The 18421-nt window shown below is 70.3% G+C and carries 18 protein-coding genes and 2 pseudogenes; 8 read left to right on the top strand and 12 right to left on the bottom strand.

What is annotated here, in order from left to right; genetic code table 11:
• Window positions 1-8: 8 nt before the first annotated feature.
• The gene (locus tag IPG68_06565; GenBank protein MBK6762946.1) at window positions 9-779 is read left to right on the top strand and encodes a CPBP family intramembrane metalloprotease; all 771 of its coding nucleotides are present in this window, start codon (window positions 9-11) and stop codon (window positions 777-779) included.
• A gap of 69 nt (window positions 780-848) precedes the next feature.
• Window positions 849-1145, top strand: coding sequence for a hypothetical protein (locus IPG68_06560; GenBank protein MBK6762945.1), 297 nt, complete (start codon window positions 849-851; stop codon window positions 1143-1145).
• 52 nt (window positions 1146-1197) lie between these two features.
• Here the strand turns inward: IPG68_06560 and IPG68_06555 are convergent, their stop codons facing one another.
• Window positions 1198-1476 carry a hypothetical protein gene (locus IPG68_06555; GenBank protein MBK6762944.1) on the bottom strand — a complete coding sequence of 93 codons (279 nt, stop codon included), beginning with the start codon at window positions 1474-1476 and terminating at the stop codon, window positions 1198-1200.
• A gap of 129 nt (window positions 1477-1605) precedes the next feature.
• Here IPG68_06555 and IPG68_06550 point away from each other — a divergent pair, with 129 nt between their 5' ends.
• From IPG68_06550 to IPG68_06540, 3 genes are read left to right on the top strand one after another with little or no spacing between them, the layout of a single operon-like run.
• Complete coding sequence (locus IPG68_06550) at window positions 1606-2520, top strand: FAD:protein FMN transferase (protein MBK6762943.1); 915 nt, start codon at window positions 1606-1608, stop codon at window positions 2518-2520.
• 10 nt (window positions 2521-2530) lie between these two features.
• Entirely contained in the window at window positions 2531-3232 is a 702-nt protein-coding gene (locus tag IPG68_06545) for a response regulator transcription factor (protein ID MBK6762942.1), read from the top strand.
• A complete protein-coding gene (locus tag IPG68_06540; protein ID MBK6762941.1) occupies window positions 3233-4492 on the top strand; it encodes a HAMP domain-containing histidine kinase in 1260 nt (419 codons plus the stop codon).
• Between the two features lie 6 nt (window positions 4493-4498).
• On the opposite strand, the gene IPG68_06535 is transcribed toward IPG68_06540, so the two are convergent.
• The 9 genes and pseudogenes from IPG68_06535 to IPG68_06495 form a co-directional block, all read right to left on the bottom strand.
• Complete coding sequence (locus IPG68_06535; protein ID MBK6762940.1) at window positions 4499-6862, bottom strand: glycoside hydrolase family 3 C-terminal domain-containing protein; 2364 nt, start codon at window positions 6860-6862, stop codon at window positions 4499-4501.
• Window positions 6844-7275 (bottom strand): GNAT family N-acetyltransferase, encoded by a 432-nt coding sequence (locus IPG68_06530; protein ID MBK6762939.1) that lies wholly within the window; start codon window positions 7273-7275, stop codon window positions 6844-6846. Before IPG68_06530 ends, IPG68_06535 begins: the two co-directional genes overlap by 19 nt.
• A 2-nt stretch (window positions 7276-7277) precedes the next feature.
• Window positions 7278-7928 carry a DUF308 domain-containing protein gene (locus tag IPG68_06525; protein ID MBK6762938.1) on the bottom strand — a complete coding sequence of 217 codons (651 nt, stop codon included), beginning with the start codon at window positions 7926-7928 and terminating at the stop codon, window positions 7278-7280.
• Between the two features lie 44 nt (window positions 7929-7972).
• Window positions 7973-8428, bottom strand: coding sequence for a hypothetical protein (locus IPG68_06520; protein MBK6762937.1), 456 nt, complete (start codon window positions 8426-8428; stop codon window positions 7973-7975).
• Window positions 8425-10272 (bottom strand): DNA primase, encoded by a 1848-nt coding sequence (locus IPG68_06515; GenBank protein MBK6762936.1) that lies wholly within the window; start codon window positions 10270-10272, stop codon window positions 8425-8427. The genes IPG68_06520 and IPG68_06515 overlap by 4 nt, the downstream gene beginning before the upstream one ends.
• A gap of 808 nt (window positions 10273-11080) precedes the next feature.
• Window positions 11081-12283 (bottom strand): deoxyguanosinetriphosphate triphosphohydrolase, encoded by a 1203-nt coding sequence (locus IPG68_06510; protein MBK6762935.1) that lies wholly within the window; start codon window positions 12281-12283, stop codon window positions 11081-11083.
• 1 nt (window position 12284) lies between these two features.
• Complete coding sequence (locus tag IPG68_06505) at window positions 12285-12812, bottom strand: YdcF family protein (GenBank protein MBK6762934.1); 528 nt, start codon at window positions 12810-12812, stop codon at window positions 12285-12287.
• A gap of 243 nt (window positions 12813-13055) precedes the next feature.
• Window positions 13056-14144 (bottom strand): annotated as a pseudogene (gene dusB, locus IPG68_06500) (tRNA dihydrouridine synthase DusB).
• Between the two features lie 44 nt (window positions 14145-14188).
• Window positions 14189-15660, bottom strand: a pseudogene (locus IPG68_06495) (glycine--tRNA ligase).
• Here IPG68_06495 and IPG68_06490 point away from each other — a divergent pair.
• The 3 genes from IPG68_06490 to IPG68_06480 are packed head-to-tail and all read left to right on the top strand — an operon-like array spanning window position 15659 to window position 16820.
• On the top strand, window positions 15659-15970 hold the full coding sequence (locus tag IPG68_06490; protein ID MBK6762933.1) for a hypothetical protein: 312 nt from the start codon (window positions 15659-15661) through the stop codon (window positions 15968-15970). The pseudogene IPG68_06495 and the gene IPG68_06490 sit on opposite strands and share 2 nt — an antisense overlap.
• Window positions 15967-16389 carry a hypothetical protein gene (locus tag IPG68_06485; GenBank protein MBK6762932.1) on the top strand — a complete coding sequence of 141 codons (423 nt, stop codon included), beginning with the start codon at window positions 15967-15969 and terminating at the stop codon, window positions 16387-16389. Before IPG68_06490 ends, IPG68_06485 begins: the two co-directional genes overlap by 4 nt.
• Complete coding sequence (locus IPG68_06480) at window positions 16362-16820, top strand: hypothetical protein (protein ID MBK6762931.1); 459 nt, start codon at window positions 16362-16364, stop codon at window positions 16818-16820. Before IPG68_06485 ends, IPG68_06480 begins: the two co-directional genes overlap by 28 nt.
• 4 nt (window positions 16821-16824) lie before the next feature.
• Here IPG68_06480 and IPG68_06475 read toward each other — a convergent pair whose 3' ends face one another.
• Together IPG68_06475 and recO are read right to left on the bottom strand one after the other, a co-directional pair.
• A complete protein-coding gene (locus tag IPG68_06475) occupies window positions 16825-17643 on the bottom strand; it encodes an isoprenyl transferase (GenBank protein MBK6762930.1) in 819 nt (272 codons plus the stop codon).
• Window positions 17589-18362 carry a DNA repair protein RecO gene (gene recO / locus IPG68_06470; protein ID MBK6762929.1) on the bottom strand — a complete coding sequence of 258 codons (774 nt, stop codon included), beginning with the start codon at window positions 18360-18362 and terminating at the stop codon, window positions 17589-17591. Before recO ends, IPG68_06475 begins: the two co-directional genes overlap by 55 nt.
• Window positions 18363-18421: the final 59 nt, after the last annotated feature.

Genomic DNA, 18421 nt, shown 5'->3' with positions numbered 1-18421 from the left:
TGACCGACATGCGCAGCGGTGAGCAGCCTGGCCTTGCGCGCAGCTATCTCTTCGCCGAGATCCTGCTGGTGCTCGGTCTGTCCTTGGGCCGGGCCGGCGTCTTCTCGGTGGTCGACTTCATCGCCGATCTGACCAGCGGCGTGCCCTTGGCCGATCAGACAGCCACACTCAATCCCTCGGCCTCCCCGCGGCCGCTGCTCGACCTGACGCTGCAGTTGCTGCGCATCGGCTTCGCACTTGTCATCGTCGGGCTGGTGGCCTACTTGCTCAGGCGCTCCGGGGAGAGCCTGAGCACTCTGGGCGTGGACGGCTCTCAACCCGGGCGCGATCTCGGGCGCGGGGCCGTGCTCGCCGCGGTGATCGGCGGCACGGGCCTGGTCTGGTACCTGATCGCCTACCGGGCCGGCATCAACCTGAACGTGGCCGCGCAAGGGCTGCCCGATCAGTGGTGGCGCACTCCGGTCCTGGTACTCGGCGCACTGGAGAACGCCGTCGTCGAGGAGGTCGTGGTCCTCGGCTTCGTGCTGCACCGATTGCGACAACTGGGCTGGAGCTGGCCGTCTGCGATCGTGACCGGCGCGGTGATCCGCGGGTCGTACCACCTGTACCAGGGCATCGGCGGATTCGTCGGCAATGTCGTGATGGGCCTGCTGTTCGGCTGGCTGTTCAAGCGCTGGGGACGGGTGATGCCGATGATCATCGCCCATGCCCTGATCGACGCCGTTGCCTTCATCGGCTATGCCGTGCTGGCGGGCCGCGTCGGGTGGCTGCCTGGGTGACAAGGCATCAGCGCGTTCTTGACGTTGCGCTGGGCGCGCGCTAACACGACCTCCCTGCACCGTGGAGTCATGCACACAACGCAGAGGAAACGCACCCGCACAATTGCCGCTTCGACCGCCACCCTCGTCGGCTCCGGCCTGATGGTGGCAGCCGTTCCGGCCGAAGCCGCAGTCCCGACCGAACCCGCCGGGGTGGTCGGCGTGGCACAGGCTCCGACCCAGCAGATCAGCCGGGCCTCCACCCGGGGGGCACTCATCGTGCACCGCTCCGGCCGGGTCGCCGCGTCCGCGTCCATCGCGGCGGCACCCTCGTTCGCCCCCGCGAGGAAGAAGGCCAAGCGCAAGCACCGTTCCCGCCGCTCCTGACCACACGAGAGGGCCGGCCCACCACCGCGGTGGGCCGGCCCTCCGTTTCTGATCAGTCGTCGTCGCTGTCGTCCTGGTGGTCGTCGCCGCTCACCGCGGGTGCGGCCGACGACGGCACCACGGCCTGCGGCTGCGGGACGTAGACCACAGTCTCCTTGGGGGGCTTGCGCACGATCTTCTTCTCCGTCTTGACAACCGTGGCCGTGGGAAGCGGCGATACCAGCGTCTGCTGGAACCCCGCGTTGGACCCCCGCAAGCTCGTGGCGTAGAGAGCCACGCCCAGCACCAGACTCAGAGCCACTGCGACGGTCCAGACGATGAATGTCCGCATGGCACCAGTGTGCGTCGCCTGCGTGCCCACCCGGTGGCAAGCACATGTTAAGTCCATGTCAAGGCGACCGCTCGGGGCTTGACGCGCACGTGGCAGCGCATTGAACCGACGGCCCGGCACGCTGGGAGCATGACCGCCGAGACCAGCGTGTGCTACCGCACATGGCGCACTGAACTGTGGCTGTCGCTACGCGCTGAGCCGACGCCGGCCCTCACCCGGTGGCTGGCCTCGCTCTTGCATGACGAGGTCGACGCGCTGGACCTGTTGGCCAGCCGGTTCCGTCCCGACTCGACGTCCTCCGCGGTCAGCCGGAACGCGGGCCGCTGGACACCGGTGGCATGGTACTTCGTCGAGGTGCTCACCGCGGCCCTGGAGGCGGCCGGTGCCACCGGCGGATTCGTGGATCCGCTGCTGGGTCGTGCCGTCGTGGCAGCCGGCTACGACACGTGGGCCGGCCAGGACTCCGGCATCCAGCCCGGAGGGGCCGCCGGCGATTGGCGGGAGATCGAGGTGCGAGGCGGCCGCACCGGCGCGCAGGTGCGCATCCCGCCCGGGACGGCTCTGGACCTCGGCGCCGTGGCCAAGGGCTGGCTGGCGGACCGGCTGGCCACGGTCGCCCATGACTCCACCGGTCTCGACGCGGTGGCGAACATGGGAGGCGACCTCCGGGTCGTCAGCCCGGCCACGCCCTGGGTGGTGGCAGCTGACGCCGACGTCCCAGGCGTTGATGCGGTTTCCCTGGAGATCGACGACGCCGGACTGGCCACCAGCAGCACAGGTCACCGACGGTGGGAGGGCGGCCATCACATCATCGATCCGCGCACCGGCAAGCCGGCCGCGTGCCCGTGGACCAGCGTCAGCGTGCTGGCTGCGACTGCTGCCGGTGCCAATGCGGCTGCTACGGCCGCGATGGTCGCCGGCACGCACGGACCCCGCTGGCTCGGCGACGCGGGACTCGACGGATGGTTCGTGGCGCCCCATGGCCGGCAGCACCCCGTCGGCCGCTGGCCGCGAGGTGCGAGGTCCGCCCCGGTCGGCGCGTAGTCTGCGAGGCGTGGTGCACGTTCTACTCATCGAGGACGATCCGGGGATCCGGACGGCGGTGACCCGGGCCCTGCTGGCCAGGGGCCACGCGGTCGACACCGCTCCCGACGGCCTGACCGGTCTGCAATCCCTGCTCACGCAGAACCCGGAGGCGGTCATCCTGGATCTGGGGCTCCCCGACATCACCGGCGAGCAGCTGCTGAGCATGATCCGGGCGGCCACCACCGTGCCCGTGATCGTGGCCACCGCCCGCGACGACGAGGGTCTCATCGTGGAACTCCTCGATGCCGGCGCCGACGACTACGTCGTCAAGCCGTACGACCCCGCCCAGTTGGAGGCACGCCTCCGGGCCGTGCTGCGCCGGGCGGGGGCGACCGACGACGACGCAAGTCGCGTACGGTTCACCGTCGGTGGCTTGAGCGTGGACCCGGCGCGACGCACCGCGGAGATCGACGGCAGGCCGTTGGACCTCACGCGGCTCGAGTTCGACGTCCTCGCCTACTTGGCCGCCAACCCGGGCCGGGTCATCAGCCGCAAGGAACTCCTGCGCGAGGTATGGCAGCGCACGGACAGCGCGCGCACGGTGGACGTGCACCTGTCGTGGCTGCGACGCAAACTCGGTGACGACGTGGACTCCCCGCGGTTCTTGCACGTGCATCGGGGCGTGGGCGTCATGCTGGAGGACGCACAGGACACTGCCGGGACCGCGTGAATGTACCGTCGCCTCATCCTTTTCGGGCTCGGTGTCTGCGCGTGCGCCCTGATCGCCCTGCTCGTACCGCTGGGGCTCGCGGCCCGGGACATCGTGCAGTCCGACCAGTTGAGCAGAGCCGCCGCGCAAGCCCGCTCGGTGGCCAACGAGTGGCAGCAGGTCGGTGACCGCGGCGACCGTTTCATCGAGCCGGACACCGACGCGCCCGGGAAGGTCACGCTGATCTCCCCGGCAGGTGAGGTGCAGGGCCCGAATCCCCCGCAGGCGCAACGGGCGGTGCAGTCGGCCATGCGCGGTGGCAGCGCCTCCGACCTCGTCGATGGCTGGGGGTACGTGACGACCCCTGCGTACTTCGACGAGGAGTTCGGCGTGGTGCTGGTGTCCCTGACGCCGCACGAGGTGCGAGAGGGGCTGGTGCCGCGACTGGCGGCGCTGGCCGGGGTGTCCCTGATGCTGCTCGGGATCGCCGGCGGTGCAGCTTGGTGGCTGGCGCGCCGAACCGTGGCTCCCCTCACCGACCTGGAGGTGACCGCGAACGCCGTCGCTGCCGGCGACCTCACCGCCCGGGCACCACATTCCAGCATCATCGAGATCGAACACGTCGGGATCGCGCTGAACCGGCTCACAGGGCGGGTGCAGGAACTGCTGGCCGAGGAGCGCGAGTACACCGCGGAGTTGGCCCACCAGTTGCGCACCCCCCTCACCGTCCTGTCCGTCGACGTCGACGGGGTCAGCGATCCCGTCGTGCGCGAGCGCCTCCAGGACGACCTCGACGGGGTGCACCGCATGGTCGACGAAATCATCAAGACCGCCCGCCGCACCGCTCGCGAGGGTTTGCAGGCGCAATGCGACGCCACTGCCGTCGTGCGCGAGCGCATGCAGTTCTGGCGGGTGCTCGCCGAAGATCAGGGCCGCACCTTCGGGCAGGAGGTCCCGGGGTCGCCGTTGCTGGTGCGCTTGACCGCCGACGACCTCGCCTCAGCCATCGACATCCTGTTCCAGAACGTCTTCCTGCACACCCCCGAGGGGACCGCATTCGGTATCGCGGTGACCGCGCACGACGCCTTGGTCGACGTCACCGTCTGGGACGAGGGACCGGGGTTCGACCTGTCCGATCGCGAGGAGGTGGTGGGCTCCACGCGACTCGGGCTGTCCATCGTGCGCAAATTTGTCGAGGCTGCGGGCGGCACCCTCATCGTCGCGCACACCAGCAACGGCGGCGCCCGCGTCACCTTGCGGCTGGGGCCACCTCCGCAGTGAGGTGCGTCAGCGACCCGGGAGCATCGCGATCAGGGCGCGCCCAAGCCGCAGCACCATCCGGTCAGGCCGCCGGTTCAGCAGGTCCACCAGGCCGTCGACAGTCCCCAGATTCACCTTGCCCCCACCGAGCAGCGCGACCCCGCGCAGCGGCATCTCGTCCAGGGAGCGCTCGATCATCTTTGCCGTCGTGGGGTCCTGCTCGTCGTGATACCCGCTGAACCGCAGCACCGCGGTGCGGACCAGGCGGCCCAGCGGATTGCCGGAGATCTCGCCGATCGTGGACACCCTGCTGTACGGCCGCACCGGGCGCGCGGGTGGGATCGCACGGCCCAGGCGGCGCTCGAAGGAGTCAACGGAGTAGGCGATGTGCGGCTCGTCGGCATGGTGACCGGTGAAGTCCCCGGCCACCTCGACCAGGCAGGTGTGCGCGATGTCCTCACTCGAGAAGCCGATCTCCAGCGCATGGGTGCCCCGAGGCACGGCCCATCCGTGCGTGGCGACGTCGTAGAAGGCGAAGCCGCGCCACGGGACCGTGATCTCCACCTCCTGCGCTTGTCCGGCGTCGAGGTGGACCTTGGCGAAGCCCACGAGTTCGCGGCGGGGCCGGGTGACCCGGCCGGTGCGGTCGTGCCGGTACACCTGCACAACCGTGCTGCCGGCACGCTCCGAGGCGTTCTGGATCGGCACCGTCACCGTGAGCGACTCATCGGGTGCCAGGTCCGCCGGCGCCGTGGGCTCCCCCAGCTCGAAGCTCGTGTACCCGAGGCCGTGGCCGAACGCGAACAGCGGCTCGATCCCGGTCGTGGTGAAGTGGCGGTATCCGATGCTGAGCCCCTCGCGGTACTGCACCTGATGAGGTTCACCGGGGAAGAACGGATCACTGCCGACATCGGTCGCACGCACTGGGAAGGTCTCGGCCAGGCGACCCGCGGGTTCCACCTCGCCGAGCAGCACGTCCACGAGGGCTGCGCCGCTGGCTTGGCCCCCGAGGTAGCACTCCAGGATAGCCGCCGGCTCACCCACCCATGGCATCTCCAGCGGCGCCCCGTTCGACAAGGCGACGACCGTGCGCGGGTTGGCCCCACAGACCGCGCTGATCAGGCGTTCATGCTGGCGGGGCAGGTGCATGTCGTCGCGGTCGAATCCTTCGCTCTCGTAGGCGCCGGGCAGACCCGCCAGCAGGACCACGGCGTCGGCGGACCGGGCGACCGCGACGGCCTCGGCGATGAGCCCGTCATCGACGGCCGAGGTCTGCGGATCGTAGCCCGGCGCGTAGGCCACCTCGATACCGCGCTCGGCGAAGGCATCCAGGGCCGTCGTCACCCTGGTCGGGTTGACCAGCGAACTGCCGGAGCCCTGGAATCTGGGCTGGTCGGCGAAGGCTCCCACCACCGCGATCCGCCGGCCGTCAGCGAGTGGCAGCAGCCCGTCGTTGACCAGCAGGACACTGCTCTCGGCAGCCGCCCGCCGGGCCAGTGCGTCGTGGGCGTCGAAGTCGGCAGCGGCGGCCGGGCCGCGCGGACTGCGCTCGACGAGAGCGAGGACCCGCTGTGCGCACACCTCCACCCGCTCGGACTCGAGAGCGCCTGCCTCGACGGCGGCCGCAACCGCACCGTCGAAGACCCCACCGTTGCCGGGCATCTCAAGATCCATGCCCGCGCGCACGCCGGACACCCGGTCGTTCTCGGCACCCCAGTCGCTCATGACCAATCCGTCGAAGCCCCACTCGCGGCGCAGGATCGACGTCAGCAGGGCGCTGCTGTCACAGCAGTACTCGCCATTGAGCAGGTTGTAGGCGGCCATCACCGTCCACGGCCGAGCGGTGGTCACCGCGTACTCGAACCCGGCCAGGTAGATCTCACGCAGTGTCCGCTCATCGACGATCGCATCCACGACGAAGCGGTGCGATTCCTGGTTGTTGACCGCGAAGTGCTTCAGGCAGGCTCCGACCGCCTGGCTCTGGATGCCACGGACCATCGCCGAGGCCAGCACCCCGGCCACCAGGGGGTCTTCGGAGAAGTACTCGAAATTGCGTCCGCACAGGGGGTGCCGCTTGATGTTCAATCCGGGGCCCAGCACCACGCTGACGCCCAGCGCCCGCGCCTCCCGGCCGACCGCCGCGCCGATCTGCTCGATGAGTTCGGGGTCCCAGGAGTTCGCAAGGGTCGCCGCCGTCGGGAAGCAGGTGGCCGGCGCGCTGCCGAGCAGCCCGAGGTGCTCCCCGTCGCCGGTCTGCGCCCGCATCCCGTGGGGGCCGTCGCTGACCATGACACTCGGCACGCCGCGATCGGCCAACGGCTCGGTGCGCCAGAACGTACTTCCCGACAGCAGGCTGATCTGTTCGGCGAGGGTCAGGTCGGCGGCATCCATGGGTCCATCATCGCGGACTCCGGCCGGGCCAGTTCCATCCCCTGGCACCCGCTGGGTACGAACCCCATGCTCCGGTACAACGGCACCCCGGGTGCGTCGGCGAACAGCGTGACCCACGGCGTGCCCGGGGCCGCTTCGTGGATGCGGTCCAGCAGAGCCTGCAGGACCGCCCGCCCGAGGCCGCGGCGCTGATACGCGGGGAGGGTGGCCATGTCCGCGATGTGGAAGTACCAGCCACCGTCACCGATCACCCGGCCCATGGCCACCGCCTGATCATCGATGCGGGCATGTACCCAGGCCCAGGAGTTCTGCAGTGCGGGCTTGGCCTCCTCGGGGGTGCGGGGGGTCAGGCCGGACTCCCGCCGCAGCCGCACATACTCCTCGACCAGGGGCGGTTCATGGAGCAGCAGCACGGCTACTGCTGTTCGATCACGACGATGTTCCCCTGACCGGCGGCACCCTTGCGCACCTGGCGGGCGGCCCACAGGCCGAACGCGGCGGTGAGCAGCAGGCCGATCGCGATGACCCTGACCAGCACGGTGACGGTCTCGTTGGGCCAGGCGATGACCAACCCGGCGAGGACCAGTTGCAAGATGCCGAAGAACAGGTAGAAGCTGCGGCTGGGCGAGTACTTGTTGCGGATGCCGACCACGAGGTAGGCCAGGCCGTGGGCGATCCATCCGATCACCACGAACAGGCCCAGAATCCTCACGGACGCGTCGCCGTTGACCACACAGACACCGCCGATGACCAGTGACAGCAACCCGCCGACGCCCAGCAGCACCCGCAGCAGCCCGCTACCCCGGGAGGCCAGCGCCTGCACCAGCATCACGACGCCGGACAGGATCAGCCACAGCCCGAACAGGATCGCCACGACCCGCACGGTGGCTCCGGGCCAGATGAGCATGATCAGGCCGAAAACGCCGGTGAGGACCGCCACGGTCGTGATCGCCCTGGCGAACACCCCCGCGACGTCGTAGGTCTGGACCTGCGGCTCGAGCCATTCCTGCTCGTACTGCGTGGCACCGCTGGGCTCGGGGAGGTTGTCGTGCGGATCCTGCGTCATGGCCAGATGCTAGCCGCGGGTGAGGCCCGCGGGCGTGCAGGGGTTCACAATCCCAGCGTGGCGCGCAGTTCCGCCAGTGCGGCGTCGGCCGCTGCCCGCAGGCCGGGGTCCCGCGGATCCAGTCCGGCGTCGAAGCTCACCCGCCACGTCACCTCCGAGGCGCCCGGGCGCCGGCGCGCCACGATGCGCACGCCCAGGTCCCCCTGTAGCGGCACGTGGTGCTGGATCACGACACTGGCCTTGACCCGCTCGTTGACGACCTCGGGGATCGCGCCAGGGTTCTCCAGGACCAGCCGGTACGGCCCTTGGGGCAGTTGCAGTTGCATCACCGGGGCGTCCCACGCCGCGCGAATCACCTCGTCCCAGGCCAGTGGCTCTGCCAGCGGCAGGAACAACCGGTCCCTGGTGGCCACGATCCAGTCGCCGGCCACCGGCGCCCAGGCGAGCGCCTTCTCACCGGCTGCCCGCTGCTTCACCTCCGCCGGCACCCTGCGGATCATGAGCCGCCCACCAGCACCTCCCGCAGCCCGCGGCGGTACTGCTCGAGGGCCAGGACGTCGGCGAAGGCACGCCGGTACTCGTCCTCGGACTCCACCGGGTTGATCCGCTGCAGCCGCCCCTTCGCCTCCCGCAGCCGCCGGCCGGCGTCGAGTTCCAGCAGGCGGGAGAACACGTTCTCGGTGAACCGCGGATCCACTGCGGCATGGTCGTCGCCGAACAACTGGCGGGGCGCCTCGACGGCGAGGGCCCGAACGCCGGCGCGGACTTCGTCGTCCGGGCAGTTCTCAAGCACCCGGGTGATCCATTGCTCGTCTGCATCCTCCGGAGGCCCACCGGCCGCCGCCACGGCCGCATAGACCCGGCCGTAGACCTGCCCGGTGAACGCAGCCGCACGCACACTGGGGAACCACTGGCTCACCAGTTCCGGGTACTGCAGCGCAAGTTTGAGCGCCTCGCGTTCGACCGATCCTGCTGGGTCCCGGTCGTCCACAGGCGCCACACCAGTGGGCAGCCCCGGCGCGGTGGACTTCTTCCCGCCCTGATTCCTGACCGCGTCTCCCACCTGGGCCTGTTCAACCCCCGTCCAACCGGCCAGCAGTCGCACGTACTCCGTGCGCAGGATCCGGTCGGGGATCGACGCGATCACCGGCGCTGCGGCGCGCACGGCGTTCGTCCGTCCTTCGGCGCTGTCGAGATCGAAGCCGTCGATCTTCGAGCGGATCACGAACTCGGCCAGCGGGATCCGGCTGCTGACGAGGTCGCGCACCGCCTCATCGCCACGCGCGATCCGCAAGTCGCAGGGGTCCATGCCCTCGTCGATCACCGCCACGAAGGTCTGCCCGACGAACTTCTGGTCCACATCGAACGCCCGCAGTGCGGCCTTGCGGCCGGCCTCGTCGGAGTCGAACGTGAAGATCACCTCGCCGCGATGCTCGTCCTGATCGAGCAGCAGTCGCCGCAGGATCTTCACGTGATCCTCGCCGAAGGCCGTGCCACAGGTCGCCACGGCAGTGTCGACCCCGGCGAGATGGCAGGCCATGACGTCGGTGTACCCCTCGACGATCACGACCTGCTGGCTGCGGGCGATCTGCTTGCGTGCCAGGTCCACGCCGTACAGGACCTGCGACTTGTGGTACACCGGCGTCTCCGGCGTGTTCAGGTACTTGGGTCCGTCGTCGTCGGGCATGATCCGGCGGGCGCCGAACCCGACGACCTCCCCGGAGAGGTCCCGGATCGGCCAGACGATCCGGCCGCGGAAGCGGTCGTACGGCCCGCGGTTGCCTCGCAGGGCCAGGCCGCCCATCACGATCTCGTTGTCGGTGAAGCCCCTGGACCGCAGGTGCCTCACCAGGTTGTCCCAGCCGGGCAGCGCGAATCCCACGCCGAACGGCACCGGGTCCAGGAGTCGTTGCCCGAGGAACTCGCGGGCCGGAGCGGCCTGCGGGGCTTCCAAGTTGGTCCGGAAGAACTCCGCCGCGGCCGCATTGGCCTCGATGAGCCGCGTCCGCTGCCCCTGCTGACTCGTGCGGCCCGACCCGCCTTCCGCATAGCGCAGGGTCACCCCGAACCGGGCGGCGAGTTTCTCCACCGCCTCCGAGAACGTCACCATGTCGGTCTTCATGACGAAGTCGATGACGTCGCCGCCCGCCTGGCAGCCGAAGCAGTGGTACAGGCCCTTGGCCGGCGTGACGTGGAACGAGGGGCTGCGCTCGTCGTGGAACGGGCACAGGCCCTTCAACGATCCCCCGCCGGCGGGTTTGAGGGTCACCTGGTCGGAGATCACCTCATCGATGCGAGCGCGCTCCCGGACCGTTGCGATGTCCTCCGGGAGTATGCGTGCCACAGGCCGATCGTACGTCGGGTTCGTCCCCGCGCCCGGCGTTACCCACAGGCGCGCCACGCTGACCCCTTCTGGGGCCGGCGCCCGCGCACTCCGGGACCGCCACAGCCCAAGGCGGGAGAGTTGCCTCAGGGCGGGAGCGATAAAGACCGGTTCGATCGCTCCCCAACGTACGTATCACTCCCCGCTGCAACTAGCGCGCACTCTTCCCCCGCCGGCGGCAGGCAGCCGACCGGTCGTATCACTCCCCGCTGCACCCAGCGCGCACTCCGGGCCACCGGCGGCAGCCAGCGGACCGGATGTATCACTCCCCGCCCCCGCCTCCGGGCCGCCGCCCAGGACCGGATTATCCCCCCGCTGCCGCCAGCGCGCACTCCGGGCCACCGGCGGCAGCCAGCGGACCGTACGTATCACTCCCCGCTGCACCCAGCGCGCACTCCGGGACCCCCCCCAGGCCCCCCCCCCCCCCCCCCCCCCCCCCCCCCCCCCCCCCCCCCCCCCCCCCCCCCCCCCCCCCCCCCCCCCCCCCCCCCCCCCGGACACCGGCGGCAGCCAGCGGACCGGATGTATCACTCCCCGCTGCAGCCAGCGCGCACTCCGGGACCACCGCAGCCCAAGGCGGGAGAGTTGCCTCAGGGCGGGAGCCATATGGACCGGTTCGATCGCTCCCCAACGTACGTATCACTCCCCGCTGCAGCCAGCGCGCACTCTTCCCCGCCCGCGGCAGCCAGCGGACCGGTTCGATCGCTCCCCGCTGCACCCAGCGCGCACTCCGGGACGGCCCGCCGGAGCGTCGCCGCACCCCCACGAGTCAGGCCAGCTCCTCGCGCCAGCGCACGATCGACAGGTCGGTGAGGGAGGCCACCTGATCGATCACGAGCCGCAGCCTTCGCCCGGGATCCGCGGTCGCCTCCCAGGCCTGCTGGAACGGGGTCTGCAACGGTCGGCGCCCGGCGAGCAGACCCCTCACCACGTCTGTGACGACTTCTCGCTCCCAGGCGTACCGGGACTCGTTGTCAGCCATCACGTGGACGTAGGTGATCGCTTTGAGCACCGCGACCTCCGCCAGCGTGCTGGGCGGCACCACGAGGTCGGCCCGGTAGCGGGTCAGGGGCTGATCGCCATGGTGGGCCCGGGTCGACTCCTGCGCTGCGGTGCAGAACCGGCGGATCAGCGACGAGGTCATGTTCTTCAACCCGGCCAGACTGCGCGCGGAGCCGTCGTGGTCCGGCGGCCAGGCGTCCAGGCCCACCACCCGGCCGACAGCGGCTAGCAGATCCCCCGGGGGGGTGCCAGGGGCGTAGAGGGAGGCGGACGCCTCCACCACCTTCTCGACCACATCCGCGCGCCCCAGATCCGGCGGGGAGAACGCCCCCGACACGATCGCATCCTCGAGGTCGTGCACGCAGTAGGCCACATCATCGGCGAAGTCCATGATCTGCGCCTCGAAACAGCGGCGGGACCCCGGGGCGGTCTCCCGCACCCAGTCGAAGATCTCCCGGTCCTCGGCATACACGTTGAACTTCGTGCTGCCATCCCGGCGGGGCCACGGGTACTTGATCACCGCATCCAGGCTCGCGCGGGTCAGGTTGAGCCCTGCGCTGCGGCCCTCGGCGAGCACCTTGAACTCCAGACGGGTCAGCACCCGAATGCTCTGTGCGTTCCCCTCGAACCCACCGATGTCCGCGCTGAGGGCATCGAGGGTCGCCTCCCCGTTGTGGCCGAAGGGCGGGTGCCCGAGGTCGTGGGCCAGGCCGGCTGTGTCCACGACGTCGGGATCGGCCCCCAGGGAGGCGCCGAGTTCACGGCTGATCTGCGCCACCTCGAGCGTGTGGGTCAGGCGCGTGCGCGGGAAGTCGTCCTGCCCCGCCATGAGGACCTGGGTCTTGGCCGCCAGTCGGCGCAGCGCCGCGCTGTGCAGCACGCGTGCCCGGTCGCGGGCGAAGTCACTGCGCCCGGCATATCGCGGTTCGGCGACGAACCGCTCGTGGTCCTGGGGGCCGTAGCGGGTCATCTCAGTCCAGCGGCGCAGGGGTGTCCCACTGCTGCACGACTTCGAACGCCAGGAGTCCGGCGGTCTCCCGTGCCACGTACTCCGGGGTCAGCACGGTGCCGTCGCCCTTGCGGGTGGGACTCAGGTGGGCCTGGAAGCCCAGGTGTTTGGCGATCGCCGCGACGCGGGCCATATGTGCCGGGTCGGACACCAGCGTGACGCTGCGCCACCCCTCACGGTCAGCCATCCTGGCCACCGCCAGCAGACTGTCCTTGGTGTCGTGACCCACAGTCACCGCGGAGACGTCTGTGGCAGGTACTCCGTTGCGGGTCAGGTACATGACCCCGGCGCCGGCTTCGGTGAAACGGTCACCCGGCTGCTTCCCGCCCACCGTCACGATCCGTGGTGCGACGGACTGCCGGTAGAGGACCTTCGCATGGTCGAGGCGGGCCTCGAGCACCGGCGACGGCTTGCCGTTGTACTGCGCCGCACCGAGCACCACGATCGCATCCGTGGCGCGCCGGTCGTCGACAGCGCCGGAGGAGATCACCCGCCAACCCGCGTAGAAGGGCGTCAGCTACCACGGCCACCACTGCCAGCAGCATCAGGACGACGAGGAAGCCCACGAAACGGGAGCGTTTGGTGGTCCGCGGCCGGGTACGCGTGCGCGTGGCGGTGCGCAGCGGAAGAGCGGGGGCGGACATGTGCTCAAGTGTGGCAGACGCGGCGCGGATCGGGCCTCAAGGTTGTGTATGAGTCTGTTCGCGTGTGGACAAACCGCGCCGCCAGACCCTCAGCCGCCGCTCACCGCCAGTTCCGGGCCCCGGCCACCACTTCGCGTTCCTCGATCGCCGGTGCTGCGACTGTCCAGCCACCCCTCGGGCAGCGCCACCTGCTTGAGCCGCGAGGTCCGTCCGCGCGGGCCGGAGAGCACGTCCGGCGGTGGCACCTGTTCCGGGTCCGCGTTCGGCGACCATGCCGAGGAGATCGTCGAGTTCGGTCAGCGAACTCACGTGTGCCAGGTCCAGTCGGAAGGTGCTGGCGCACCGCGTAGCCCTTGAAGTACCACGCGATGTGCTTGCGGATCTCCTGGCAGCCTTTGTGCTCGCCGAAGTTCTCCACCAGCAGTCCCGCGTGCCTGCGGAGTACGTCGCACACCTGCGACACCGTCGGATCCGGTACGGCCGCAGCTCCCGCGAGCCGGTGCGCCAACTGCCCGAACAACCAGGGCCGGCCCAGGCAGCCCCGGCCGATGACCACGCCGGCGCACCCCGTCGTTGCCATCATCTCGACCGCGTCCTGGGCGGTCCAGATGTCGCCGTTGCCCAGTACCGGAAGCGGCGCGAGGTCCTGCACCAAGCTTCGCGACGGCGTCCCACTGCGCCTGCCCGGAGTACATCTGCTGAGCGGTCCGGGCGTGCAGGGCGACCCAGTGCACACCCTCATCGGCTGCGATGCGAGCCGCGTCGCGGTAGGTGAGGTGGTCGTCGTCGATGCCCATGCGCATCTTGACCGTGACCGGGCGGCCATCGGCGTGGCGAACCGCTGCCCGCACGATCGCGGCGAACAGGTCGAGTTTCCACGGCAGCGCCGCTCCCCCGCCCTTGCGCGTGACCTTGGGGACCGGGCATCCCATGTTGAGGTCGATGTGGTCGGCCATGTCGTCCTCGGCGACCATCCGCACCGCCGCGGCCATCACGTCCGGGTCCACCCCGTAGAGCTGGATCGAGCGCGGCGACTCCTCGTCGTCGAAGCTGCACATCGCCAGGGTCTCGGCGTTGCGTTCCAGCAGGGCGCGGGACGTGACCATCTCGCTGACGTACAGGCCCGCGCCGTACTCCCGGCACAGGCGGCGGAAGGCGCGGTTGGTGATGCCGGCCATCGGCGCCAGCACCACCGGGGCGGCCAGCGTCGTGCCGGCGACGCTCAGCACGCCGGCAGGCGTTGCGCCAGCCACGACTCCACCGCATCGATGCCGATGCGCTCCTGGACCATGCTGTCCCGCTCGCGCACGGTGACGGCCTCGTCCTCCAGTGTGTCGAAGTCGACCGTGACGCAGTACGGCGTGCCGATCTCGTCCTGCCGCCGGTACCGGCGGCCGATCTGCCCCGCGTCGTCGAAGTCGACGTTCCACCGCCTGCGCAGCGCCGCGGCGAGGTCGCGGGCCTTCGGCGACAGGTCGGCATGCCGGCTCAGTGGCAGCACCGCGGCCTTGACCGGAGCCAGCCGCGGGTCGAACCGGAGCACCGTGCGCTTGTCCACGCCGCCCTTGGTGTTCGGCGCCTCGTCCTCGGCGTACGCGTCGAGCAGGAAGGCCAGCACGCAGCGGGTCAACCCGGCGGCGGGCTCGATCACGTAGGGGACGTAGCGCTCGCCGGTGGCCTGGTCGAAGTAGGTCAGGTCCGTGCCGGAGTGCTCGGAGTGCGTCCGCAGGTCGAAGTCGGTCCGGTTGGCGATGCCCTCCAGTTCAGCCCATTCAGAACCGGCGAACCGGAAGCGGTACTCGATGTCCACAGTGCGCTTCGAGTAGTGCGACAGCGCCTCCTGGGGGTGCTCGAAGAAGCGCAGGTTCTGCGGGTCGATCCCGAGATCGGTGTACCAGTCCCACCGGTTCTGCAACCAGTACTCATGCCAGTCCTCGTCCGTGCCCGGCTGCACGAAGAACTCCATCTCCATCTGCTCGAACTCACGGGTGCGGAAGATGAAGTTGCCCGGCGTGATCTCGTTGCGGAAGGACTTGCCGGTCTGGCCGATGCCGAACGGGGGCTTTCGCCGGGAGGTGTTCAGGACGTTGAGGTAGTTCACGAAGATCCCCTGGGCCGTTTCGGGGCGCAGGAAGTGCAGGGCTCCAGCGTCCTCCACCGGGCCGACCATGGTGCGCAGCATGCCGTTGAAGTCGCGGGCTCGGTGAACTCGCCACGCGTGCCGCAGTTGGTGCACACGATGTCGCCGAGTCCGTTCTCCGGGGGGCGTCCGTGCTTCTCCTCGTCCGCCTCGATCAACTGGTCGGCCCGCCAGCGCTTGTGGCACTTCTTGCACTCGGTCAGCGGATCCACGAAGGCCTGGGTATGACCCGACGCCTCCCACACCTGCGGAGCGAGGATCACCGAGGAGTCCAGGCCGACGACGTCGTCGCGACCGCGCACGACCGACTGCCACCACTGACGGCGGATGTTCTCCTTCAGCTCCACGCCGAGCGGACCGTAGTCCCAGGCCGAGCGCGTGCCCCCGTAGATCTCCGAGGACGGGAACACGAACCCGCGGCGCTTGCTGAGGTTGACGACGGAATCCACACGATCGATAGGCACGCATTCCAGGCTACCGAGGGGCCCCACCGGCCCGGTCCGCACACTCCCTACCTGCAGTCCGCGCGCAGTCGTGCGCGACCATGGACGCATGAGCCACAGCCGTCCCCAGCCCCCCTCGGACGCCCGCACCCGCTTCGAGGACCTCAGCCGCGGCCCCCTGCAGACGCTCAACCGGGTTCCCCGCGCGCTCGTCGTGATCGGTATGGCGGCCCTGCTCGTCGCCGGCCTGCTGCTACCGCCGGCGATCGGCAGCATCCTGCTGGTGATCCTCGGGCTGTTCCTGCTGTGGCTGGTGGCCCTGTCCTGGCCGGTCCTGCCCGGCGGCTCCCGGATCATGCGCGTGGTCACGGTGGGTCTGGTCTTCGGCGCGGCCGCACTGCGCGCCTCCGGCCGGGGATGAGGCCCGCGCCCCTGGTGGCAGGCCTGGTGGCCGCCCTCGCGCTGGCCGGATGCACCCGGGGAGTGGCTGACGGTGCAGATCCCACAGCATCCGCCGGGGTTCCCCCCGCGCTGCGGGTGGCAGCCGTCGATTTCCCGTCAGCGTGGCTGGCCGAACAGGTCGGCGGCGACGGCGCGCAGGTCGAACGCATCGATGCCGACGAGGTCGCCACGAGCGACGCCGACCTGTTCGTGTACGTCCCGGGCCTCGACGCGCGGGTCGACGCAGCCGTGCGCGACCTGCCCGAGGAACAGGCTGTGGACCTCACCGACGACGTCAGCCGGATCGCCAGCCCCCGCGACCCCGAGGTCAAGGACCCTATGTCTGGTTCGACCCGGTCAACGTGGCGACGATGGCCGAGACCCTCGGCAAGGCCATGAGCGAGGTGAGCCCCACCCCGTTCGAGGCCTACCAGTTCTACGGGTTGCGGGCGTTCTCCGTGCGCAACGAGTCGCTGCAGGTGGATCAGCGACTGCAGGAGGAGTTGAACCCCTGCCGCATAGCGACGCTGGTGGTCGAGGCACCGGTGCTGACGTACTTCGCCCGTGCCTACGCCTTCGACCAGGTGCCGCTGATCTCCTGGGACCCACAGCGCGACCCGGTGGACGCGCTGTATTTCACCCTCGACGCCGAGCCCGCGGTGCGCCGGGCGGCCGCCGGCAGCCAGACCACACCTATACCCGTCGACACCCTCACCGAGTCGGCCCCCGAGGACGACCTGCTCCAGGGCTTGCTCGACACTGCCGCACAGGTGGCCGACCACCAGGACTGCCCCTTGGTCACCCCCAGCAGCAGCGACCGTCCGGGGTGAGGCCTCAGGCCGGGGGCCGGGGGACGCCACCGTACCGGCGCTCACGCGCGGCGTAGACCTCGCAGGCGTACCACAGGTGCCGGCGGTCGAAGTCGGGCCACAGCGCGTCCACGAACACCATCTCGGCGTAGGCCGACTGCCAGACCAGGAAGTTGCTGGTGCGCTGCTCGCCGCTGCTGCGCACGAACAGGTCGACGTCCGGCATCGCCGGCTGGTACATGTACCTGGCCACGGTCCTCTCGGTGATCCGGTCGGGATCCAGCCGCCCGGCGCGGGCATCGCGGGCGATTGCCGCCGCCGCGTCGGCGATCTCGGCCCGGCCGCCGTAGTTGACGCACATGGTGAGCGTGAGCCGGTCGTTGTGGGCCGTCATCTGCTCGGAGATCTCCAGTTCCCGGATCACGCTGCGCCACAGTCTCGGCCGGCGGCCAGCCCAGCGCACCCGCACGCCCATCTCGTTCATCTCGTCGCGCCGGCGCGCGATGACGTCGCGGTTGAAACCCATGAGGAAGCGCACCTCCTCCGGCGACCGCTTCCAGTTCTCCGTGGAGAACGCATAGGCGGACAACCACGGGATGCCCAACTCCAGCGCGCCGTGCACGCAGTCCAGCAGACTCGCCTCCCCCGCCTCGTGCCCCGCCGTACGCGGCAACCCGCGCTGCTGCGCCCAGCGGCCGTTGCCGTCCATCACCAACGAGACGTGCTGCGGGATCTGATCGGGGGTCAGCGGCGGCGGCGTGGCACCACTGGCGTGCGGGGGCGGGATCTTCACGCGACGACATCCTGTTCTGCGGTGAGCTTCACGGACAGTTCCGACAACCATGCCTTGTCTGCGATGGGCAACGACCGCAGATCCCGCTCGAGGTGCAGTTGCAGGTACGCGGCCACCACGCCGGACGCCGCCCGCCGGGCTGTCGTTCCCGCCCGCCCGGCCAGGTCCCAGTCACCGCTGAGCAGCGCTCCCAGCAAGGCGCACGTCGCCGGGCTGATCGACACCGCGCCGGCGGGCCGGCAGTCCTGGCACACCGAACCGCCGGAGGCCAGGTGGATCCACGGGTGCGGGCCCTGGGCACCGCACTGGGCGCAATCCGAGAAACTCGGCGCCCAGCCCCCGGTCGCCAGCGAGCGCAGGAGGAACGCATCGATGACCAACCGCGGGTCGCGCTGCTGATCGGCCAGGGCGGCCAGCCCGCTGATCAGCAACCGGTACTGCGGCCTCGCCGGCTCCATCTCCTCACTGACCAGCCGTTCGGTCGCCTCGGCCAGGACATGCCCTGCCGACCAGCGGACGTAGTCCCCGGCGATCAGCGACCCGTACAACCGCACCGAATCCACCGCGCTGATCGTGGCAAGGCTGCGCCCGGCGTACATCACGACGTGCACGTGGTTCAGCGGCTGCAAGCGGGACCCGAACCGCGACGACGGCTTGCGGACGCCCTTGGCCACGGCCCGCACCACGCCGTTCTCCTCGGTGAGCAGGCTGAGGATGCGATCTGCCTCCCCCAGCGGGTAGGCACGCAGCACCACGGCAACGTCCTCGATGCGGGTGGCCACGCTTCATTGTGCCGCGCCACCACCGCAATCGTGTGCAGCGTGGGTAC

It is taken from the genome of Micrococcales bacterium, from assembly GCA_016703125.1.
Classification (GTDB): Bacteria; Actinomycetota; Actinomycetes; order S36-B12; family UBA10799; genus JADKAV01.
This window is presented reverse-complemented; position numbering and strand designations above follow the sequence as displayed.